Genomic DNA, 21,659 nt, shown 5'->3' on the forward strand with positions numbered 1-21,659 from the left:
GGACGCGCCGTTCAGAGAGAGGTCAACAGAGATGTCCGTCGTGGTGTTCACGGTGCTGACGGTGGCGTTGTTCGCGCTGTTCGGCTTGATCCAACGCGGGGTGGAGCGGCTGTGATCCAGAACGTTGTGGGTCTGATTCTGGCCGTGGGGATCGCCGTCTATCTGGTGGTGGCGCTGCTGTATCCGGAGAGGTTCTAGTGAGCACGACGACTGCGGGGATCCTGTTCGCGGTATCCCTGATCATCGCGCTGGTCGCGGTGCATGTGCCGCTGGGCGATTACATGTACCGGGTCTACAGCAGCGAGAAGCACAGCAAGGCCGAGAAGGGGATCTATCGACTGATCGGCGTGCAGCCGGGGGTCGAGATGACCTGGGCCGTCTACGCGCGCAGCGCGCTGGCGTTCTCGGCGATCAGCGTGCTGTTTCTGTTCTTCCTGCAGCTGATCCAGGGCAAACTGCCATTGCACCTGAATGATCCGGGCACGAAGATGACCCCGGATCTGGCGTGGAACACCGCCATCAGCTTCGTCACGAACACGAACTGGCAGAACTATGCCGGTGAATCGACGATGGGTCATGTCGTTCAGGCCGTCGGCCTGTCCGTGCAGAACTTCGTGTCGGCGGCGGTCGGTATGGCCGTGGCGGTCGCGCTGGTGCGCGGTTTCGCCCGGCACCGGACCGGCGAGCTCGGCAACTTCTGGGTGGATCTGGTGAGGGGAACCACCCGAATTCTGTTGCCGCTGGCCGTGTTCTTCGCCATCGTGCTGGTCGCGGGCGGGGTGATCCAGAACCTGCACGTGTACGACCAGATCGCGCAGACGGTGGGCAACACCGGTTCACAAACCCTGCCGGGTGGACCCGTTGCCGGCCAGGAGGCGATCAAGCTGCTCGGTACCAACGGCGGCGGATTCTTCAACGCGAACTCCGCGCACCCGTTCGAGAATCCGACCGCGTGGACCAACTGGGTCGAGATCTTCATGCTGCTGGTGATCAGCTTCTCGCTGCCGCGCACCTTCGGGCGCATGGTCGGCTCGCCGAAGCAGGGCGCGGCCATCGCCGCCGTCATGGCGACCCTGGCGATCCTCAGCGTCACCGTGATGAACCTCTTCCAGCTGCAGCACCACGGCACCGTTCCCAGTGCCATCGGCGCGTCGATGGAAGGCGTGGAATCCCGCTTCGGCGTCTCGAATTCGGCGACCTTCGCCACCGCGACGACGCTCACCTCGACCGGTGCGGTGGACTCGGCGCACGACTCGTACACCAGCCTCGGCGGCATGATGACCATGTTCAACATGCAGCTCGGTGAGGTCGTGCCCGGCGGTACCGGATCGGGTCTGTACGGGATGCTGATCCTCGCGGTCATCACCGTGTTTGTGGCGGGCCTGATGGTCGGCCGCACGCCGGAGTACCTGGGCAAGAAGATCACTCCGAAGGAGATCAAGCTCGCCGCCGCCTACTTCCTGGTGACGCCGCTGATCGTGCTGACCGGAACCGCTGTCGCGATGGCCCTGCCGGGGGAACGCGCGAGCATGGCGAACTCGGGTCCGCACGGGCTGTCGGAAGTGCTGTACGCCTTCACTTCCGCGGCCAACAACAATGGTTCGGCCTTCGCCGGTCTGTCCGGCAATACCGTGTGGTGGAACACCGCGCTGGGCCTGGCCATGGTGTTCGGCCGCTTCATCCCCATGATCTTCGTGCTGGCGCTGGCCGGCTCGCTGGCGGCGCAGGGTCACACCCCGGCCTCCGAGGGCACGCTGCCGACGCATCGGCCGCAGTTCGTCGGCATGGTCGCGGGCGTCACCCTCATTCTGGTCGCGCTCACCTTCCTGCCGATGCTGGCGCTCGGCCCGCTCGCTGAAGGAATCCACTCATGAGCACTCCCACCATCGATTCCGTGCCCGTGCAGACGGCGCACAGCAACCCGAAACGCGGTGTGTCAGCGGGATTGTTCGACCCGAAGATGCTGATCAAGTCGCTGCCGGACGCGTTGAAGAAGCTGGATCCGCGCATCATGTGGCGCAATCCGGTGATGTTGATCGTCGAGATCGGCGCGGTCTGGACCACCGTCCTGGCCATCGCGAACCCGACGTTCTTCGCCTGGGCGATCGTCGTCTGGCTGTGGCTGACGGTGATTTTCGCCAACCTGGCCGAGGCGGTGGCCGAGGGCCGCGGCAAGGCGCAAGCCGACACGCTGCGAAAGGCCAAGACCGACACGGTCGCTCGTCGTCTGGCGAACTGGTCGCCGGGAGCGCGCGTCGTCGAGGAGCGGGTAGCCGCTCCGGAGCTGCAGCGCGGCGACTACGTGGTCGTCGAGGCGGGCCAGGTCATCCCCGGTGACGGTGACGTCGTGGAAGGCATTGCCTCCGTGGACGAGTCGGCCATCACCGGTGAATCCGCTCCCGTCATCCGCGAATCCGGCGGTGACCGGTCGGCGGTGACCGGCGGCACCACGGTGCTGTCGGACCGAATCGTCGTCCAGATCACCCAGGAGCCGGGCGGCTCGTTCATCGACAAGATGATCGCGCTCGTCGAGGGCGCGTCGCGGCAGAAGACGCCGAACGAGATCGCGCTCAACATCCTGCTGGCCGCGTTGACGATCATCTTCGTGTTCGCGGTGGCGACGCTGCAGCCGCCCGCCATCTTCTCCAAGGCCAACAACCCCGGCGTGCTGGACAATCTGGCGCTGGACGGCAATGGCGTCACCGGCATCGTGCTGGTCTCGCTGCTCGTCTGCCTGATTCCGACGACCATCGGCGCGCTGCTGTCGGCCATCGGCATCGCGGGCATGGACCGCCTGGTGCAGCGCAATGTGCTGGCCATGTCCGGTCGTGCCGTGGAGGCCGCGGGCGATGTGAACACCCTGCTGCTGGACAAGACCGGCACCATCACCCTGGGCAACCGCCAGGCCTCGGACTTCGTGCCGATGCCGGGCGTGACCGCCGACGAATTGGCCGACGCCGCACAGCTTTCCAGCCTCGCGGACGAGACCCCCGAGGGCCGCTCGATCGTCGTGTACGCCAAGGTGGCGTACAACAAGCGCGAGCGCACCCCCGGTGAGCTCACCGGCGCGACCTGGGTGGAGTTCACCGCCCAGACCCGCATGTCGGGTGTGGACCTGTCCGACGGACACCGATTGCGCAAGGGCGCGGCCAGCGCGGTCACCGAATGGGTGCGCGCCCACGGCGGCGAGATCCCGAGCCAGGTCGGCGAGACCGTCGACGGCATCTCGGCCTCGGGCGGCACCCCGCTGGTGGTCGCGGAGATCAAGCGGGACACCGCCAAGCTGCTCGGCGTCATCCATCTCAAGGATGTGGTGAAGCAGGGTATGCGGGAGCGCTTCGACGAGATGCGCCGCATGGGCATCCGCACGGTCATGATCACCGGCGACAATCCGTTGACCGCCAAGGCCATCGCCGACGAGGCGGGCGTGGACGACTTCCTCGCGGAGGCCACTCCGGAGGACAAGCTCGCGCTCATCAAGAAGGAGCAGGCCGGCGGCCGCATGGTCGCCATGACCGGTGACGGCACCAATGACGCGCCCGCGCTCGCGCAGGCCGACGTGGGTGTCGCCATGAACACCGGAACGTCCGCCGCGAAAGAGGCGGGCAATATGGTGGACCTGGATTCCGACCCGACCAAGCTGATCGAGATCGTCGAGATCGGCAAGCAGTTGCTGATCACGCGGGGCGCGTTGACCACGTTCTCGATCGCCAACGACATCGCCAAGTACTTCGCGATCATTCCGGCGTTGTTCGTGTCGATCTTCCCGGGTCTGGATTTGCTGAACGTGATGCGGCTGCATTCGCCGCAGTCGGCGATCCTGTCGGCGGTGATCTTCAACGCCGTGGTCATCGTGGCGCTGATCCCGCTGTCGCTGCGCGGCGTGAACTACCGGCCGTCCAGCGCGTCGAAACTGTTGAGCCGCAACCTCTACATCTACGGACTCGGTGGCATCATCGCGCCGTTCATCGGGATCAAGCTCATCGACCTTGTCATTCAATTCTTCCCGGGGATGTCCTAATGCGTATGTCAGCCTGGATCAGGCAGCACATCGCGGCGCTGCGAGCGCTGCTGGTGCTCACCGTGATCACCGGAATCATCTATCCCGCCGTCGTTCTCGGCGTCTCGCAGCTGCCGGGCCTGAAGGACAAGGCGAACGGCTCGCTGCTCGAGCGGGACGGCAAGGTCGTCGGGTCCAGCCTGATCGGCCAGGCCTTCACCGACGCCAAGGGCAATGCGCTGGTGCAGTACTTCCAGACGCGGCCGTCCAATGCGGCGTGGTCCGAGGAGAGCACCGACGGCTACAACGCGCTGAACTCCGCTTTCGGCAATATGGGCCCGGAGTCCACCGTGGACACCCTGGACGCGGAGGATCCGAGCAAGGACAAGCTCAGCCTGCTGAGCACGGTCTGCGCGCGCAGCGCGGCGGTCGGCACACTGGAGGGCGTGGACGGCAGCCGTCCGTACTGCACCTCCGGCGGCCTCGGCGCGGTGCTGGCGGTCATGGGCGAGCGTGACGCGCACGGCCTGGTCACCCACCCGACCCGGGTGATCAGCGTCAACGAGGCGTGCTCGGCCGATCCGAAGCACGAGACCACCCCGTTCCAGGAGGCGTACGAGGGCGTGAAGGTGGAGTGCGCCAAGCGCGGCGAGGACTACTCCGCCGGGCAGATCGTCCCGATCCGCGGTGACGCGTCCTCCGACACCCCGGTGCCGACCGACGCGGTGACCGCCTCGGCCTCCGGCCTGGATCCGCAGATCTCCCCGGAGTACGCGGCCATCCAGGTGGCGAGGGTCGCGAAGGCGCGCAACGTGTCCGCCGACCAGATCAAGGCCGTCGTGGATGCCCACAAGAGCGGCCGGACCCTTGGCTTCCTGGGGGAGCCCACGGTCAATGTCGTCGAGCTGAACTACGACTTGGACAGCAAGTACCCGTTCAAGGGCTGATCAGCCGATACCTGGGGTCCGGTCGCCTCGCTCACGAAGGCGACCGGGCCCCTTGGTCTTTCACCGTTACGGCGAACAGGTGGTCGGGTTCGGCAGTTCACCGCACGGGGTATTGCCCCGCGACCGCAGCACGTCCTTGCCGGTCCCACCGGTGAGGAAACGCAGGAACGTCGCGGCCGGTGAGTCAGCGGGGAGTTCACCGTTGCTGTAGGCGTATTCGACGCTCCAGAACGGATAGGCGTGGGCGAGCACCTGTTCCCGGGTGGGCGTGTGACCATCGACGGTCACCGGCTTGACGCCGGTGGCCTTCGCGGCGTCGGAGAATTCGCTGTAGCCGATGGAGCCCGGCAGGTCGGCTACCGTTCTCAGCATGTCATTGGTCACCGGGACCTCGCAGAACGCGGGACCAGGAGGCTTGGTGGCGGCGATGGTGCGGCAGCTGGTGGCGGCCGGCGCGGGCGGCTGGTCGTCACCGACCACATGCCGGCGGAACGCCTCCCGGGAGCCGGAGCCGAGCATCCGATTCACCACGCGCACCGGCAGATCGGGGCCGCCGAGCAGCTGCCAGTTGTCGATCCGGCCCGCGTAGATATCGCGGATCTGCTGGGTGGTCAGGTCGTGAACTCCCACCGCGGGATCGACGATCATCGTGAACAGCGACAGCGCGAGCGGGCGGGGGAGCAGCGTCGGGTAGCCGACGCCCTTCGGGCCGTCGGTGATCGCGAGCAGCCCCGGCTCGTTCTTGCCCTGCTCGTCCACCCGGCTCAAACCCCGGTCACTGCTGTCGAATTCGAAGTCGAAGGCCAGCGCGGAACAGTTCTTCGTGTATGCCGCCGCGGCTTCGCGGATGGTGGGCTCGAAGGCCGTGGACCCGACCAGCGTGAGCTTGCCGGACACGCAATCCGCCGCGTCCTTCCTTCCCGAGTCATCCAGTCCGACGACGAATTGCACGGCGATGACCGCGACCAGGAACCCGATGAGCGCCAGCAATTTCGGTGAGGCGCCGATGCGGCTGCGGGTCTCCGACACTCGCCCGCCCTTGAGTTTGGCCCGCACCACCGGCGGCGGATAGTCCCCGGCCCCGGCCGTCCGTTGCAGGATGGCCAGGATCTTGTAGTGATCGCCTCGATCCATCGGCACCTTGGGCAGATCGATGATCCCGACCCGATGCTGCGCGTCCTCACGGCCCCCGATCCCCGTTCCCGGCTTCAGGCTGTCACCCATTGCGTCATCGGACAATTCGGTGACCGCCATACCGATGACCCGCCGGTGCGGGAAGTGGATATGCATCCCTACCCGATCACTGTCGGGCGAGGCGTAGTCGGTGCTGTCGACGTCGGTGAGCCCGCTGTTCTCGATCCGGACCAGCACCACCGAGAGGTCCTGCAGATCGGGTGCGGCCCCGTCACCCTCGGGCCGCAACTGCGGTAGCACGCCCGGAAAGACCGATTCGATCTCACCCGTGACCGGCGTGTCCATCTGCACCCGATACCCGAGCCGTTTCCGCCCCACCAGCACGAATTCCCAGACGAATGCCATGATCGGCACCGCTATACCGATGACCGCCAGCACGATCTCGAGGGGAAAACCGTTCACCGAAAACCCCGAATTCTGTTGTCCTCCAGCCTTGCCGCCCGAGCCTAAGGCCGTATGGATCAGGTAAGGAAGGCGGGGAGCGGTGAACAGGGGACGTCAAGATCGGGCTTCCGGATCGGGCGGTCGGCCTAGCGTCGAGGACAGCAGTATTCCGCTGTCGAAAGGCGAGGCGTCGGTGCGATGAACAATCCGGCGGATGAATTGTCCGCATTGCGTGAGTTGGTGAATCACCGTGGCGTGGTGGAGGTACTCGACCGGTTGGCGCACGAGCCGTGCACGGTGCGAGAACTACGCGCGGCGCTCGGCATGCGCCGACCGGAGGTGTCGCGGGTAGTGCGGCTACTGGCCGCGTACGGCGTGGTCACCGCGGAGGTGGTCGGCAGCTGGGACGAGCCGCTGGAGTCGACCGGACCCGTCCGATTGACCGGGAGCGGCTGGCGCATCGTCGAATTGCTATCCAGCTTCACCGTGTGGGAAGCGCTCTACCGGCAGCCGAATTCCGCCCGTGACCTTTAAGCCGACCGACCGACCGGCACGCCCCCGGGAAAAGCTTGCGACCGGCCAGTAACCTCCGGTGCGATGCGCGGAACTCCGGCCGAAATCCGCGCGGAGGAGGATGGCGTGACGGTTTCCCCGAGCACCCCGCAGGACAACGTATCCGCGGCGGCGACCGGTGGGCACACCGGATCGCGCCTCGCCCTCACGGTGGGCGCGCTGGGGGTGGTGTTCGGCGATATCGGCACCAGCCCGATCTACACCCTCCAGACCGTGTTCAATCCCGATGACCCGCACCCGGTTCCGGTCAGCCGCGACAATATCTTCGGCATCGTGTCGCTGGTGTTCTGGTCGGTCATGATCATCGTGACCGTCACCTACGTGCTGCTGGCCATGCGCGCCGACAATGACGGCGAGGGCGGCATCATGGCGCTCATCACCCTGCTGCGCCGCTGGACCATGCCCGGCGGCCGGCGCACCGCCATGATGCTGACGGCGCTCGGACTCTTCGGCGCGTCACTGTTCCTGGGCGACAGCATGATCACGCCCGCGATGTCGGTGCTGTCGGCGGTCGAGGGCATGAAGACCGTCTCCTCCGGGATGGACGACTTCATCGTGCCGATCACCGCGGTGATCATCCTGGTGCTGTTCCTGGTGCAGCGGCGCGGCACGGCCGCGGTCGGGCGGGTGTTCGGGCCGATCATGATCGCCTGGTTCCTGGTGATCGGCGTGTGCGGCGTCTCGGGCATCACCAAGCATCCGGAGATCCTGAAGGCGCTGTCCCCGACCTGTGCGCTCGGATTCCTGTTCGGGCATTTCGGTATCGCGTTCTTCGCGCTGGCGGCGGTCGTGCTGGCGGTCACCGGCGCCGAGGCGCTCTACGCGGATATGGGTCATTTCGGGCGTAGTGCGATCACGCGCGCCTGGCTGTTCCTCGTCTTCCCCGCCTGCGTCCTGAGTTACATGGGACAGGGCGCACTCATCCTCGACGATCCCGCCAACCTGAGCGCGCCCTTCTTCCTGCTCGCGCCCGGCTGGGGGCGACTGCCCCTGGTGCTGCTGGCCACCGCGGCCACCGTCATCGCCTCCCAGGCGGTCATCACCGGGGCGTTCTCGGTGGCCGCGCAGGCCGCGCAGCTCGGTTACCTGCCCCGGCTGCGGGTCGCGCACACCTCCGAATCCACCTTCGGGCAGATCTACGTGCCGTGGATCAACTGGCTGCTGCTGGTGTCGGTGCTGACCCTGGTGTTCGCTTTCCGCACGTCCGCGGCGCTGGCCTACGCCTTCGGCACCGCCGTCACCGGCACCATCACCATCACCACACTGCTGTTCTTCTATGTGGCGCGGGCGAAATGGGGGACACCGCTGTGGCTGATCGCGCTCGGCGCGATCCCGCTGCTCACCGTCGATCTGCTGTTCTTCGCCGCGAACCTGACCAAGCTGGTGCACGGCGCGTGGCTGCCGCTGCTGATCGCCGTCATCGCGTTCACCATCATGACCACCTGGCAGCGCGGCCGCGAGCTCGTCACCGCGGAGCGGGAACGGCGGGAAGGGTCGCTGCGCGAGTTCGTGGATCGGCTGCGCACCGGCGGGGCCGAGGTGCTCACCGTCCCCGGCACCGCGGTCTTCCTCAACCGCGGCAAGGAGACGGCCCCGCTGGCCCTGCGCGCCAATGTCGAGCACAACCACGTGCGCCATCGGCAGGTGGTCATCATGACCATCCGCACCGAACCCGTCCCGCGAATCCCGGCGTCGCAACGGATCTCACTGGACCACCTCGGCTACGCCGACGACGGCATCGTGCACGTGACCGCTACCTACGGGTACATGGACGCACCCGACGTCCCCGCCGCGATCGGCCTGCTGGACCCGTCCGACACCGAGGGCGCGCTCGACCTGGACCAGGCGTCCTACTTCCTGTCCAAGATCGAGCTGCGGCGCGGTGACGCACCCACCATGGCGTTGTGGCGCAAACGCCTGTTCATCGCCACGTCCCACATCACCGCCGACGCCGCCGAGTACTTCGCGCTGCCCCGCGACCGCACGGTCACCATGGGCTCGCACATCGAGGTGTAGCGGTTCAGGCCGCGGGTCGCCCGGCCGAATGCCGGTGCCGCCGTTCTCGTTCGATCAGATCGATCAACTCGTCGACGGCGGCCAGCGAGGAGAACTCGTTGCGGGCGACGAGACCGGGATATCGGTTGGACAGGGCGATGAAAGTGGCGTCCGAAGACGACCAGAACACCTGGAAGGACGACAGGCAGACATCCGTGTCGATGATGCCCATGATGGGGGCCTCTCCTGCTGGTTCTTGACTCGAACCTCGATTCAACCGCCGCGAACTTTCCTACCCGGCGGCTTTTACACATCCATAACCGCCGCGCATTCCGGATTTTCGATTCCTTGACGATGTCGTGCCGCCGGGCGGCGGCTACCAACCCGATTCGCGGAACATGGCGCCCGGATCGCGGTCGCGGGTGTCCTCGGCGCTCGGCTGCCGTGAATCCTGGTGTGGTGGTAGTTCCCCACTCAGGGGCGGCAGCATGGGGCGGATGTCGGGTGCGCCCTCGACAAGGTCGCTCAGCGAGGGCATGCCGGTGCGTCGCTGCTGCAGCGGGGCCATGAGTTCCCGGACTTGACGGGCGGCATCCGCTGCTGCGGCCTCGGACGCCCGCACGATCGCGTCCGCGATTTCCGGATAGCTCAGATCCGCTATCCCCGAACCGAATCGGACCTCGGCGACGACGCCGTTCGCATCGGTCGTCACGGTCACCCGTTTGCGCACGGTCGCCCTGCCGGTGATCTCCGCCCGTGCCCGCTGAATCCGCGCGACTTCCCGCATCTGCCCGCGCATTTCGTCGAGCATCTGCACCATCTCGGCTTTGACGTGTTCGTTCGACATCCACTCTCCCTTCACTCGATCCGGCGTGCTCATCACGCCGAACCACCGAACAGACGCGCCCTCCGCATCGGGTCGGCCACCACATCGCGTACGAAACATCCGATATCGCCGGCCGACAAGGCATTCCGATACGTCAGGTCACACCACAACCGAGGGCCCCGATACACGGCCAGCCGGGCACATCCGCCGTCCACCGGGCCCCACTCGACCCACACCCCGGGATCGTCCAGATACACGACCGCGCCGTCGAGTCGCAGCGCCAATCCGGCCTGGTCGCGGTAGAACACGGCGGTCACCGCGTCCAGGTGGCCGAAAACCCCACCCAGACCCGCCGACTCGGACGGCATGCCACTCACCGGCCGCAATTCGCCGGTCCGTGGATCCAGCTCCGCGAACGACCCGAACCCGGCCAGCGACCGCACCAGCAACCGGCCACCGCCCGCGTCAGCACCGGCGCCACCGTGCGCCGCGGCCCGCGGCCACAATGCGGAACTCCGTCCTGCCGCGCGTGATCCGCCTGCCGCGAAAGGCATTCCACCTGGAATCGACCCGCCCATAACCGGGCCACCCTGACCAGGCCCACCCTGAACCGGCCCGGCTCCCGGACTCCGCGCACCATCGTCGTCGCGCGCGGCGAAATCGGCCGACATGGCATGCACGCCGACCCCGCCCTCGCGGATCGCGAGATCACCCGCACCCGAACCGTCTTCGCCGCTTCCACTGGACCTGGTCGGAACAGACGCCGAAGGATCGGGCGTGGGTGCCGACCGAGTCGGCTCAGTCGTCGGCTCGGGTGTGGGTGGTTCGGGTGTTGGTGTGGGCGGTTCGGGTGTCGGAGTCGGTGTGGGCGGTTCCGGCGTCGGCGTAGGCGTCGGTGGTTCGGGTGTTGGCGTTGGGGTAGGTGGTTCCGGGGTATGGGTAGGGGTAGGGGGCGTCGGGTCCGGTGCCGGTGTAGGCGTCGGATCGGGTGTAGGCGGGTGGGGCGCGGGGGTCGGCTCCGGTTCCGGCTGGGGCTGAGGCTGGGGTTCGGGCGTGGGCTCGGGCTCCCACACGGAATCGGGGGGAGGGTCCGCCGCGTCGAACTGGGGGATCGGTGGCAGGGTGAAATACCTTGGTGTGTAGGGAATCTTCGACGCCGTGTCGGGGAACTCCGCCTTCGGCGCGGGCGCCTCCGGCGACTGCTCACCGCGGCTGGTCTCCGGCTGCTCGGGTGACTCCGTGTTCGGGCGATCATCCGAAGCCGCGCCGGCCTCGGCCTCCGGTTCGCCCTCCTCCGGGCGCGGGGTCTCCGGTTCCTGTGTGCCCGCGGGCTTCTGCGTGCCTTCCGGTTGCTCCGTGTTCGTCTGCTGGCCTGTCTTGGACGGTTGCTCCGGACTCGTCGGCTGCTCGGCGGTCTTCGGCTCCTGGCGTTCGCCGTTCCCGGCATGCGCCAGGTCGTCCCGCAAGTCCCGCCGCACACCGAGGAATTCGTCGATCTGCTTCTGCAACTCCATCCGCTGCACCCGGAATTCGCCGGGCCGCAGCCCCGCTCCTTCGAGTGCCGCCGTCCGGTCCGCGAACTCATCGGCTTTCCGCGCGAACGCCTCCTCCGCGGCCTGCCGCAGCTGTTCGGGACTCATTCCGTCCGGATCAACCCCGAGCCGCCGCAACTTCTCCCGCGCCGAGTCGAGCCCGTCCCCGCCCTCGGTCCGGTGCCCTTCGGGCTTCGATTCCGCTTCAGCTGTGGGTTCCTCGCCGGGCGTGGCCTGGCCCTCGGCCTGCGGCTCGGCCACCGATTCGGATCCGGCTTTCGGCTCGGCGGGCCCGGGCTTCGGTCCGGCGGGCTCGGTCTTCGGCGTGGAGGGTGAGTGCGAGCCAGTCTGTGCGGCCGGTGGGTGCGCGGGAGCCGCCGCGGCAGGCGTTGGTGGTGTCGTGCCCGCGCGGTGCCGCTCGAACAGCGAACGCATTTCGCCACGCAGCGCCATGGTTTCGGAGATCCGCTGCTGAATGGCATCGCGGCGGGCGAAATACTCGGCCGGGTCCAGACCCTGGTTGGCGAGATCGTCGGAGGCGGAGGTGAGTTCGCTCAGGCGGCGCATGATGGCGTCGGCGGAGGCCCGCTCCAATTCACGCGGGCTCATCCCGTCCGGGTCGACGCCGAGCGGGCGCAGCGAATCGCGCACCGGGGTGAGGGGGTCCGGTGCGTGCACCGGAGCCGGTGAGCCGTGCCTGCCCGAGCTACCGGCCCCCGCCTCAGCGGCACCCTCTTGCTTCGGCTGTGCCGCAGGCGATTCCGGCTGCACGGTGCGGGACTCAGGGTGCGCCGTCCGGGACTCGGGTTGCGTTGTCCGGGACTCTGGTCGGGCGGTGTGGGACTCGGGTTGCGCGGCGCGTGGCTCGGGTTGTGCAGCACGGGGTTCCGGTTGTGCGGCAGCGGGCGCGGCCTCCCGCCTCCCGCCGCTGACCTTCGAGTCGCCTGTGTGACCGGCGGGGCGGGATTCGGCCGCACCCGCACGCGATTCGCCCTCGGGCCGACGGCTCTCGCCCGTCCCAGCCCGGTGACTGTTCGATTCGCCTGACTTGGAAGGTGATTCCGTGATTCGGGACTCGCCGGTTGCCCCGGTAGTGCGGTTCTCTCCACCACGGCCTTCGGGAACAGGCTGGCGGCCTTCGGTTCCCCCGGCCGGGCTCGCCGTCCCCGCCGCGCGTCCCTCTGCGCCCGGTCCCCGGCCCTCCGGTCCGCTGCCTGGAGCCACAGGGCCGTCGTTCCGAACAGCCGGGCCGCTGTCCCGACTCTCGGTGCTGCTGTTCCGAGTTTCCGGGCCGTTGCCGGGAGCTTCTGGGGCGCCGTTCCGGCCCTCGGGCGCCGAGGTGCCCGAGGTGCCGGCTGCCGGAGCCTCCCCGGCGGGGTGCCCTTCCGGCCCGGTTCCCCGGGTCGTCGTCGCCGCGCTTGGTTCCACCTGACTCGCGCCGTGATCGTTCTGTTCCGCGCCGCCACCTTCGGAGCCCGCGACCTTGGTCTCCGGCGTACTCGTCGCGCTCTGCGGGTGCGGCGAGCTGCCGTCCGGCGCTCCGCCCTCATGGGACGACCGTGGTGAGGATTGGACCGGATCGGACTCTCCGCCCTGCCCTGTCGTCCCGTGCTGACCGGCTTCGCCCGGCGATGGATCACCGGTCCGAGGGGGGACGGCACCGGGGTTCGTGTGGTCGCCACCCTCGGATGCACCGGTTCTGGTGTTCGCGGGGTCGCCGCCGTGAGCCGCACCGGAACCACCGGTGCTCGTGGGGTCGCCGCTGCGAGGTGCCGCGTGACCGTTGTTCGTGGGGTCGGCGGTCGGGGCCGCACCGGTTCGCACGGGATCGGCGGCGGAGTGGGGTCCGGTTCCGTTCTCGCCGTGGGCTGGCGGGGGTGGTGTGCTCCCGTCACCGGCGCGGCCGGGCGCGGATGGGTGTTCGCCGGTGGGCATCGCGGGGTCTGCCGCGTTGAAGGGGTCGGCTCCGGCGCTTCCCGTGGTGGGGGCGTGGCGGAAGCCCTTGCTGCCGCCGACCGTGACGCCGTAGGCGCCGGCGCTGGTCAGGATGCGCGGGTCCCAGGTCCAGCCGTTGGCGAAACCGCCTATGCCCCAGGCGCCGAGGCCGCCCGCGATGCCGGCGCCGGCGCCGACCGCCGCGCCCTTGACGGCGTTACCGAAGCGGCCGCCGGGGAGGTGGATCCTTCCGGCCGCCTTGCCGAGCAGTGAGCCGGCCGGGCCGCCGACCGCGCCCGCCGCGGCGGCGGTGTAGGCGGTGGTGCCGACGCGTTCCCAGTCGATGCCGTCGCGGTGACCCGCGCCGACCTGGTAGGCCTGGATCGCCAGGTCCTGTCCGGCGCCGAGGACGGTGCTGAAGACCACGTGCTTGGCGGTGAATCTGGTCAGGGCCGCGAGGCCGGTCTTGGCGGCGAAGCGGGCGATCGCGCTCACCGCGCGCTCGCCGAGCAGCCGGACCGCCACGCGGGTGGCCCCGATCGCGAGCGCCTCCGACAGGGGAGCGGTGGGTGGGAACAGCCAGGCGGCGGCGATCTCCACGGCCAGCATGGCCAGCGACGAGATGATCAGGATCTTGGTGTACTCGATCTCGGTGCCCAGGCCGTCGGCGGATTCGGCTACGGCGTGGAGGATCTCGGCGAGGTGTTCGAGGGACTCGGGGCCGTGGTCGAGGGCGTCGAGCGCCTTGGTCATGGCTTCGAGGCCGTCGCCCCACGGGTAGGCGTCGATGGTCGCCGTCTTGGCGGCCCGCAGGTCGGGGAGGAGTTTGCGCAGCTCGGTGGCGGCGGTGCGCCAGTCTCCGCCGATGCCCCACATTTCGTCTTCGTCGCCGTCGGGCCAATCCGATCCGGCGACCCAGCCGAGCCATTCCAGCTCGCCGGGAATATCGATGGACACGGGCTACCGGAAGCCGTTCCCGTTGCGTTTGTCGGTGTGCGCCAGCAGATCCGCGGCCTTGTTCTGGCCGTCGGCGTAGGAGTCCAGGGTGTCGGCGGTATTGGCGATGCCTTCGGCGAGGTTCTCGTGCGCGGCGAGATACCCCTGCTCACCGCCCGCGAACGTACTGCCGTAACCGTCGCCGCCCCACGCGGATCCTCTGGCCGCCAGCGACTTCTCCAGGGTGGCGCGGATCCCGTCCACCCGATCCCGCAGGTCCGCCATCTTCCCGGCAGCGCCGCGCAACTGTTCCGGCGTCACACCGACTTTCGCCGCCACCCGCGCACCCCTTCCACTCCTCGAACGGATTCCGAGATTCGCAGGTGGGATCCGCGCCGAGAAGGAGTTAGTTCGCGAATTAACGTGCTTCTGACGGTGTTTGCGTGATCTCTTGACGAAATCGGAGCGGCAGAACCGGATTTCACTCCGCTATACCGGCCGAGCGCGTTCCGCGTTTCCCGTTCCGCGTCAACTGACCTCATAGGCTCGGTCGTAACGCATTCGCGTCAGCGAGGTCGACGGGGTGGCCCGGTAATGTTTCGTCAAGGTGGCCGCCAGATCTTGTCCCGGACGCCGAGCGCCGGTTCTGATGGAGACATGGCAGACATGTGCCCGGAGCCCGCGCCTACCGCGTTGGAGCGCTTCGGCTTCGGCGGCGAGGACGAACCGCCGTCGCGTGGTCGCCGCCTGGTCTGACGGTCGAGTCCGGCCGCGCCCTCTTCGGTGATCCCACCGAATCCCTGTCGTGAGGCGGGCTTTCGCGCACCCTCACGCATTCTCCGAATGGATGGTCGATGACCCACTCCCCGTTTGCCTCTCGCACCGCGCTCGTCACCGGGGCCACCAGCGGCCTCGGGCTGGAGCTGGCCCGCCGCCTGGTCGACGGCGGCGCCACCGTGATCGTGCACGCCGTCGATCAGGGCAGCGGCGACGCCGCGCTGGAACAGCTGGTCAAAGGCGGTGCCGAACCGCTGCGGCTGCGCCTGCTGACAGCTGACTTCTCGCACCTGGACGAGGTGGCCGCGCTCGCCGGTGAGCTGGTCCGCACTCAGCCCGGACTGGATCTGCTGGTGAACAATGCCGCGATCCGCGGACCCGAACGCCGCACCCGGACCCTGAACGGCAACGAGATCACTTTCCAGGTCAACTATCTCGCGCCCTACGTGCTCACCAAGGCGCTGGCGCCCGCCCTCGCCGCCGCCCGCGGCCGGGTCGTGAACGTCTCCTCGAGCATGCACAAGGCGGGCGCGATCGGCTGGTCCGACCTGGACCGGAAGAAGGGCTACTACCTGCCGTTGCCGGTCTACGCCCAGTCCAAGCTCGCCCTGACCATCTTCAGCCGCACCTTCGCCGAGGTGTACTCCGGTTCGGTGACCTTCATCAGCGTGGACCCCGGCAATATCGAGACCGCGATGCTCCCGTTCTACGGTCACGTCGGCCGCCCGGCCGCCGAAGTCGCGGCGGAAGTCGCCCGGCTCTGCGATCCGGCGACCGAACTCGTCACCGGCGCGCACTACGTCCGCCTGGAACCGGCGGCGCCCGCGGCCCTGGTCGACAACCCGTCCATCCGCGCCCGCCTGGCCCGGTTCACCGCCCGGCTCACCGACATCGACTGACGGAACGAACTCCGGGGAGCACGGCCGAATAGCGTTGACACGCCGGACGTTCGTGTGGCTGGCTGACCGTATGGGGCGTGCTGACCGGACAGAACGCGCCGGCCGAACCGGCCGCGGCGACCGCGGATCCCGCCGTGTCAGGGTGGCGGCGGTAGGTGATCTGCACCTGTGCGAAACCCTGCGCGGTCGCTTCCGCCCCGCCCTCCTGGAATTGGGTGAACGCGCGGACGTGTTGTTGCTGGCCGGTGATCTGACCGACGGCGGCACCCTCCGGGACACCGAGGTGCTGTGCGCGGAGATCGCCGACCTGCCGGTGCCGGTGGTGGCGGTGCTCGGCAACCACGATCACGACCGCCGCCTCGGCTTCCGGATCGCGATGCGGCTCGGCGAGATCGGCGTCCATGTCCTCGACGGCGCCGCGATCACCCTGTCCGTCAACGGCATTCGGCTCGGTATCGCGGGGGTCATGGGCGGCAGCGGCGGATTCCCCGGCCACCCGGGCAACCCCGACGAGGGCAGCGCCGAACACCGGGCCCGCTACCGCCGCGGGCCCGCCGACGCCGCCCGCCTGCGCGCCGCCCTCGAAACCCTCGACAGCGATCTGCGCATCGCCGTCATGCATTTCTCGCCCGTCGTGGACACGCTGGTCGGCGAACCGCCGAAGATCTATCCGGGCCTCGGCTGCGCGGAGCTGGCCGACGCGGTGGACGCAGGCGGCGCGCACTTCGCGATCCACGGACACGCCCACGGCGGCACCGAGTTCGGCCGCACCCCCGGCGGGATCGAAGTCCGCAATGTCTCCCACCCGGTGATCCGCGCCGCGTACCGGGTCTACGAACTGACCGCACGGAAAGACGCCTGAACCGCTCCCCGTTATCATTGACGCAATCTCTACTCGTGGCGCGCCGGGAAGTCTGGTCGGCCGGTCCGAAACCTCGGGCTGTACGTTCCGACCTGGGAGTTTCGATGCGGCGTCCGTTTTCGATCTTGACGCATATCACTGCCGTGAACGCCCGGCCAACCGTCGTATCCTGCAGTTATGCATGCCGCTCAGATGGCCGAGGACTACCCGGTGATCGATTTGGACTCCGATGCCATCGACGCCGCGAGGCTGCTGGCCGAGCATCGGCTGCCGGGGATCCTGGTGACCGATGCCAGCGGCGCGCCGCATTCGGTGCTGCCCGCCTCGCAGGTCGTGTTGTTCATCGTGCCGAAGTACGTCCAGGACGACCCGTCACTGGCGGGTGTGCTGAACGAGTCCATGTGTGGGCAGGTGGTGAAGCGGTTGCGCGGCAAGAAGGTCCGCGACGTGATCCCCGAACGGCTCACCAAGATCCCGGCCGCCAAGGCCGACGACAATATCGTCGAAGTCGCGGCGCTCATGGCGAAGTACAAATCGCCGTTGGTGGCGGTGCAGGAGGGCGAGCGGCTGCTCGGCGTGATCACCTCCTCGCGGCTGCTCGAGGTGGCGCTGGCGAACTGAGCCCGCCGGGGCGGCGACCGTGAACGTCGCCTTCGCCCTCGCGGTCTTCGCCATCGCCTACGCACTGATCGCCTCCGAACGCGTCCACAAGACGACCGCGGCCCTGGTCGGCGGCGGCGCGGTGGTGGCGGTCGGCATCCTCGACGCCGACGACGTCTTCTACTCGCACGAGACCGGCATCGACTGGAACGTCATCTACCTGCTGCTCGGGATGATGATCATCGTCGGCGTGCTGCGGCACACCGGCATCTTCGAATATGTCGCGATCTGGGCGGCCAAGCGGGCCAAGGGATCCGCGCTGCGGGTGATGATCCTGCTGGTCCTGATCACCGCGACCGCCTCCGGGTTTCTCGACAATGTCACGACCGTGCTGCTGATCGCCCCGGTCACCCTGCTGGTGTGCGAGCGGCTGGACGTATCGCCGACGCCGTTCCTCATCGCCGAGGTGCTGGCCTCCAATATCGGCGGCGCGGCGACCCTGGTCGGCGATCCGCCGAACATCATCATCGGCAGCCGGGCGGGGTTGTCGTTCAACGACTTCTTCCTGAATCTGACCCCGATCGTGCTGATCGTGCTGGCGGTGTTCACGCTGCTGCTGCCGCGGCTGTTCCGGGGCGCGTTCGACGTCGATCCCGAGCGGGCGGCCGACATCATGGGGTTGAACGAGCGTGAGGCCATTCGCGATCCGAAACTGCTGATCAAGTGCGGAATTGTGCTGGCGGCGGTTTTCGCGGGTTTCTTCGGCCACCCGATCTTCCACCTCGAGCCGTCGCTGGTGGCATTACTCGGGGCCGGTGCGCTGGTGTTGATTTCCGGTCTGCCACAACGTGATTACCTGGGCGCGGTGGAATGGGAGACCCTGCTGTTCTTCGCCGGCCTGTTCGTGATGATCGGGGCGTTGGTGAAAACCGGTGTGATCGGCCGGGCGGCGAAATTCGCGACCGAACTCACCGGCGGAAACGCGCTCGTGGCAACCATGCTGATACTGGTGGTCTCGGCGGTGCTGTCGGGCGTCATCGACAACATCCCGTACGTGGCGACCATGAGCCCACTGGTGGCGGAGCTGGCCGCGCACGTCGACCAGCCCGGCCGGGCGGACGCGCTGTGGTGGGCGCTGGCACTGGGCGCGGATTTCGGCGGCAATCTCACAGCAGTCGGGGCCAGCGCGAACGTGGTGATGCTCGGGATCGCGCGGCGTTCGGACCATCCGATCTCGTTCTGGGAATTCACCCGCAAGGGCATTCCGGTGACGGCTGTCACTATTGCGGTGGCCGCTCCCTATCTCTGGCTGCGCTATTTCGTATTCGCCTGACCAGTACAAAGAGGTACATTCCGGACACCTTCTGTGTGGCGATTGGGGATTTTCACGACCCCTGACCGACAATGGCAGCCGCCATGTCCATATCCAGTACCGATCATCCGACCGCGCCCGATCGCGACCGCCAGCCGGCCTCGGGCGCCCCTGTCAGGCCCGGCTCCTACCGACACGATCTGGACGGCCTGCGCGGCGTAGCTATCGCCCTCGTGGTCGCCTTCCACATCTGGGCGGGCCGGGTGTCGGGCGGCGTGGACGTGTTCCTGGTGCTATCGGGCTTCTTCTTCACCGGCATGCTGGTGCGGCGCGGCGGCACCGGCTCGGTGGGTGTGCTGCGGACCGTGCGGCGCACCCTGCGCAGACTGCTGCCCGCCATGGTGGTGGTGCTGGCCGCGGTGGTCGTGGCCGCGGTCGTGCTGCTGCCGCACACGCGCTGGTCGGATATCGCGGGGCAGACGCTGGCTTCGCTGTTCTACTACCAGAACTGGTATCTGGCGATGTCCTGGTCGGACTATCTGGCCGCGGATCCGTCGGTGAGCCCGCTGCAGCATCTGTGGTCGATGTCGGTGCAGGGGCAGATGTATCTGGCGCTGCTACTGGTGGTGGCGCTGGTGGCGGCCGGACTGCGGCTCGCGCTCACCTGGAAACTCATTGCCGCGCATCCGATCGCGCGGCGGCTGGGCCGGGACGGAATGCTGCGGGTGACTCTCGCGGTGGTGTTCACGATCGCCGTGGTGATCTCGTTCAGGTATGCCGCCGAGGGTGTTTCGACCCAGCAGGGCTGGAACTACTACGACACCTTCGCGCGCGCCTGGGAACCGCTGGCGGGCGCGTTGCTCGCACTCGTCGCGCCCCTGGTCCGGCTGCCCACCCCCGCGCGGGAAGCGCTGGCCTGGATGGGAATCGCGGTGATCGCCTGCTGCGGCTGGGTGGTCAACGGCGTCCTGGTGTTCCCCGGTCCCGCCGCCCTGATCCCGGTGCTGGCCACCGCCGCACTGATTCTCGCGGGCGCGGGCCGCGACACCGCCGATCAGCCGGTCGTGAACCGGCTGCTGGCCACCGGCCCGATCGTGCAGCTGGGTGGTTTCGCGTACGCGCTGTACCTGTGGCACTGGCCGATTCTGATCTTCTATCTGGGTGAACAGCATCTGCGCCGGGCCGGAGCGCTGGACGGTCTGGTCATCATCGTGGTCTCGCTGCTGCTCGCCTATGGCACCCACCATCTGGTGGAGGAGCCGCTGCGGGAGCGTTCCAAGCCCGTGGCCGCCCCGGAGCGCGGTCGGGTAGTCACCGGACTGGCCAGTCTGCTCGACGGCCGATTCGCCGGTCGCGCGCTCGCGGTCCCGGTCCGCCTGCTCGCCGGGCGGGGCAGTCTGCTCACCGGTATCGCGGTCACGACTGTCGGTGTGCTGCTACTGGGTTCGACGGTGGCCTGGCAGTGGAACAACGGCGCGAAGGCGCACGCGGTCGGCCAGCTGGATCCCGCGAAGTACCCGGGCGCGGCGGCTCTCACCGATCACGCCCTGGTGCCGCGCGCCCCCATGCGCCCCACCACGGAGGAAGCTCCCGCCGATATCGCCTACCCCACCCGGGACGGCTGCATCTCCGACTTCGACACCCGCGCGGTGATCACCTGCACCTACGGTGACCACGACGCCCACCGCACCATCGCGGTGGTCGGCAATTCCCATGCCGAGCACTGGATTCCCGCGCTGCAGCTGCTCGGCGAGCAGTATCGCTTCCGCGTAGTCGTCTACTTGAAGATGGGCTGCCCGCTGACGGTCGCCGAGGATCCCGTGTACAAGGGTCAGCAGAACCCGGACTGCCGTGACTGGTCCGCCGAGGTCATCGACCGTCTCGGCATCGAGCGCCCCGATTACGTCTTCACCACGGCCACCCGGCCCAGCGACAACGGCGGCGACGAGACCCCGCAGGACTACATCGACGTCTGGTCGGCCCTGTCCGACCGCGGCCTCGAGGTCATCGGTATCCGCGACACCCCGTGGTTGCGCCGCAACGGCATCCGCTACCGCGCCATCGACTGCCTGGCCAGCGGCGGGGATCGGGTCGGCTGCGGCCTGAAGCGCTCCGAGGCGCTCTCGCCTCAGAACCCCGCCGAGGGGCCCGCGTCCGCCTTCCCGAACATGCACCTGATCGACCCCAACGACGCGGTCTGCGAGCCCACCGTCTGCGCGGTCGTCGAGGGCAACATCCTCGTCTACCACGACGAGCACCACCTGACCGCGAGCTATGCACGCTCGCTGGCCCCCGAGCTCGGGCGCGAACTGCGCCCGATTCTCGGCTGGTGGTGATCTCGTCGGGCGCTATTCGCCCAAGGGCTCCAGCCGCAGCGGGACGCCGATGCGGTTCCACAGGTTGATCTGCGCGGTCACCGCGACCAGACCGGCCCGCTGGCCGTCGTCGAAGTGCTTCTCGACGCCCGCCCAGATCTCGTCGCTCACCCCGTGCGGGCCGAGCTGCGTTGCGGCCTCGGCGTATTCGAGCGCGGCCCGCTCGGCGGGGGTGAACAGCGCCGACTCGCGCCAGGCGGCGAGGTGCCAGAGCCGACGCTCGGTCTCGCCTTCCTTGCGGGCCTCGGTGGAGTGCATGTCGACGCAGAAAAGGCAGCCGTTGATCTGGGAGACCCGGATCTTCACCAGCTCGCGTACGGTGGCGTCGAGCGGGCCGCGCCGGATCGCGGTCTCGGCGGCGAGCCAGGCCTGGTAGACCTCGGGAGCCGCCTCGTGCATGGTCAATCGCGACATGGTGTCGTCCTTCCTGGGATGGTGTGCACCCCTTGGACGAGACAGGTCCCGCGGACGTGACGGGCGCGCGGCTGTGTCCTCGATCACGCTGACGGTGC

General features: G+C 68.3%; 17 protein-coding genes. 11 read left to right on the forward strand and 6 right to left on the reverse strand.

All coding sequences use genetic code 11. From position 1 onward, the window contains the following. The first annotated feature begins 126 nt into the window (after positions 1-126). The 4 genes from kdpF to ACFYTS_RS05725 are packed head-to-tail and all read left to right on the forward strand — an operon-like array spanning position 127 to position 4,947. Positions 127-198, forward strand: a complete 72-nt coding sequence (gene kdpF, locus ACFYTS_RS05710) for a K(+)-transporting ATPase subunit F (RefSeq protein ID WP_379102194.1) — start codon at positions 127-129, stop codon at positions 196-198. After that, complete coding sequence (gene kdpA / locus ACFYTS_RS05715; protein ID WP_387301611.1) at positions 198-1,874, forward strand: potassium-transporting ATPase subunit KdpA; 1,677 nt, start codon at positions 198-200, stop codon at positions 1,872-1,874. The genes kdpF and kdpA overlap by 1 nt, the downstream gene beginning before the upstream one ends. Continuing rightward, positions 1,871-4,021 carry a potassium-transporting ATPase subunit KdpB gene (gene kdpB / locus ACFYTS_RS05720; RefSeq protein WP_357279062.1) on the forward strand — a complete coding sequence of 717 codons (2,151 nt, stop codon included), beginning with the start codon at positions 1,871-1,873 and terminating at the stop codon, positions 4,019-4,021. Before kdpA ends, kdpB begins: the two co-directional genes overlap by 4 nt. Continuing rightward, entirely contained in the window at positions 4,021-4,947 is a 927-nt protein-coding gene (locus ACFYTS_RS05725) for a potassium-transporting ATPase subunit C (RefSeq protein WP_357279059.1), read from the forward strand. Before kdpB ends, ACFYTS_RS05725 begins: the two co-directional genes overlap by 1 nt. Before the next feature lie 66 nt (positions 4,948-5,013). On the opposite strand, the gene ACFYTS_RS05730 is transcribed toward ACFYTS_RS05725, so the two are convergent. Further along, the gene (locus tag ACFYTS_RS05730) at positions 5,014-6,543 is read right to left on the reverse strand and encodes a substrate-binding domain-containing protein (protein WP_387301614.1); all 1,530 of its coding nucleotides are present in this window, start codon (positions 6,541-6,543) and stop codon (positions 5,014-5,016) included. A gap of 180 nt (positions 6,544-6,723) precedes the next feature. Here ACFYTS_RS05730 and ACFYTS_RS05735 point away from each other — a divergent pair, with 180 nt between their 5' ends. Continuing rightward, complete coding sequence (locus ACFYTS_RS05735) at positions 6,724-7,059, forward strand: MarR family transcriptional regulator (protein WP_387301616.1); 336 nt, start codon at positions 6,724-6,726, stop codon at positions 7,057-7,059. A 63-nt stretch (positions 7,060-7,122) separates the two neighbouring features. Further along, positions 7,123-9,114: a potassium transporter Kup gene (locus ACFYTS_RS05740; protein WP_387301618.1), complete on the forward strand. Its 1,992-nt coding sequence runs from the start codon at positions 7,123-7,125 to the stop codon at positions 9,112-9,114. A 4-nt stretch (positions 9,115-9,118) separates the two neighbouring features. Here the strand turns inward: ACFYTS_RS05740 and ACFYTS_RS05745 are convergent, their stop codons facing one another. From ACFYTS_RS05745 to ACFYTS_RS05760, 4 genes are all read right to left on the reverse strand, one after another. Next, positions 9,119-9,325 carry a hypothetical protein gene (locus tag ACFYTS_RS05745; RefSeq protein ID WP_387301620.1) on the reverse strand — a complete coding sequence of 69 codons (207 nt, stop codon included), beginning with the start codon at positions 9,323-9,325 and terminating at the stop codon, positions 9,119-9,121. A gap of 144 nt (positions 9,326-9,469) precedes the next feature. After that, the gene (locus ACFYTS_RS05750) at positions 9,470-9,940 is read right to left on the reverse strand and encodes a YbaB/EbfC family nucleoid-associated protein (protein WP_387301622.1); all 471 of its coding nucleotides are present in this window, start codon (positions 9,938-9,940) and stop codon (positions 9,470-9,472) included. A 32-nt stretch (positions 9,941-9,972) separates the two neighbouring features. After that, positions 9,973-14,343, reverse strand: a complete 4,371-nt coding sequence (locus ACFYTS_RS05755) for a hypothetical protein (protein ID WP_387301624.1) — start codon at positions 14,341-14,343, stop codon at positions 9,973-9,975. Positions 14,344-14,346: 3 nt separating this feature from the next. Beyond that, complete coding sequence (locus ACFYTS_RS05760) at positions 14,347-14,661, reverse strand: WXG100 family type VII secretion target (RefSeq protein WP_387301626.1); 315 nt, start codon at positions 14,659-14,661, stop codon at positions 14,347-14,349. A gap of 515 nt (positions 14,662-15,176) precedes the next feature. Between ACFYTS_RS05760 and ACFYTS_RS05765 the strand changes: the two genes are divergently transcribed. From ACFYTS_RS05765 to ACFYTS_RS05785, 5 genes are all read left to right on the forward strand, one after another. Further along, a complete protein-coding gene (locus ACFYTS_RS05765; protein ID WP_387301628.1) occupies positions 15,177-15,998 on the forward strand; it encodes an SDR family NAD(P)-dependent oxidoreductase in 822 nt (273 codons plus the stop codon). A gap of 142 nt (positions 15,999-16,140) precedes the next feature. Continuing rightward, a complete protein-coding gene (locus ACFYTS_RS05770) occupies positions 16,141-16,860 on the forward strand; it encodes a metallophosphoesterase (RefSeq protein ID WP_387301630.1) in 720 nt (239 codons plus the stop codon). A gap of 177 nt (positions 16,861-17,037) precedes the next feature. Further along, positions 17,038-17,481, forward strand: a complete 444-nt coding sequence (locus ACFYTS_RS05775; protein WP_357281612.1) for a CBS domain-containing protein — start codon at positions 17,038-17,040, stop codon at positions 17,479-17,481. 19 nt (positions 17,482-17,500) lie between these two features. Further along, positions 17,501-18,793 carry an SLC13 family permease gene (locus ACFYTS_RS05780; protein ID WP_387301632.1) on the forward strand — a complete coding sequence of 431 codons (1,293 nt, stop codon included), beginning with the start codon at positions 17,501-17,503 and terminating at the stop codon, positions 18,791-18,793. Positions 18,794-18,876: 83 nt separating this feature from the next. Further along, a complete protein-coding gene (locus tag ACFYTS_RS05785) occupies positions 18,877-21,108 on the forward strand; it encodes an acyltransferase family protein (RefSeq protein WP_387301634.1) in 2,232 nt (743 codons plus the stop codon). Between the two features lie 12 nt (positions 21,109-21,120). Here ACFYTS_RS05785 and ACFYTS_RS05790 read toward each other — a convergent pair whose 3' ends face one another. Then, on the reverse strand, positions 21,121-21,561 hold the full coding sequence (locus tag ACFYTS_RS05790; RefSeq protein ID WP_357281608.1) for a carboxymuconolactone decarboxylase family protein: 441 nt from the start codon (positions 21,559-21,561) through the stop codon (positions 21,121-21,123). Between the last annotated feature and the right edge of the window lie 98 nt (positions 21,562-21,659).

This window comes from Nocardia sp. NPDC004151 (genome assembly GCF_042874235.1).
Lineage (GTDB): Bacteria > Actinomycetota > Actinomycetes > Mycobacteriales > Mycobacteriaceae > Nocardia.

Coding starts and splice junctions, on each gene's coding strand:
- kdpB (WP_357279062.1), top strand. CDS start 1,871: ATGAGCACTCCCACCATCGATTCCGTGCCCGTGCAGACGGCGCACAGC.
- ACFYTS_RS05725 (WP_357279059.1), top strand. CDS start 4,021: ATGCGTATGTCAGCCTGGATCAGGCAGCACATCGCGGCGCTGCGAGCG.
- ACFYTS_RS05735 (WP_387301616.1), top strand. CDS start 6,724: ATGAACAATCCGGCGGATGAATTGTCCGCATTGCGTGAGTTGGTGAAT.
- ACFYTS_RS05740 (WP_387301618.1), top strand. CDS start 7,123: ATGCGCGGAACTCCGGCCGAAATCCGCGCGGAGGAGGATGGCGTGACG.
- ACFYTS_RS05745 (WP_387301620.1), bottom strand. CDS start 9,325: ATGGGCATCATCGACACGGATGTCTGCCTGTCGTCCTTCCAGGTGTTC.
- ACFYTS_RS05750 (WP_387301622.1), bottom strand. CDS start 9,940: ATGTCGAACGAACACGTCAAAGCCGAGATGGTGCAGATGCTCGACGAA.
- ACFYTS_RS05765 (WP_387301628.1), top strand. CDS start 15,177: ATGACCCACTCCCCGTTTGCCTCTCGCACCGCGCTCGTCACCGGGGCC.
- ACFYTS_RS05775 (WP_357281612.1), top strand. CDS start 17,038: ATGCATGCCGCTCAGATGGCCGAGGACTACCCGGTGATCGATTTGGAC.
- ACFYTS_RS05785 (WP_387301634.1), top strand. CDS start 18,877: ATGTCCATATCCAGTACCGATCATCCGACCGCGCCCGATCGCGACCGC.
- ACFYTS_RS05790 (WP_357281608.1), bottom strand. CDS start 21,561: ATGTCGCGATTGACCATGCACGAGGCGGCTCCCGAGGTCTACCAGGCC.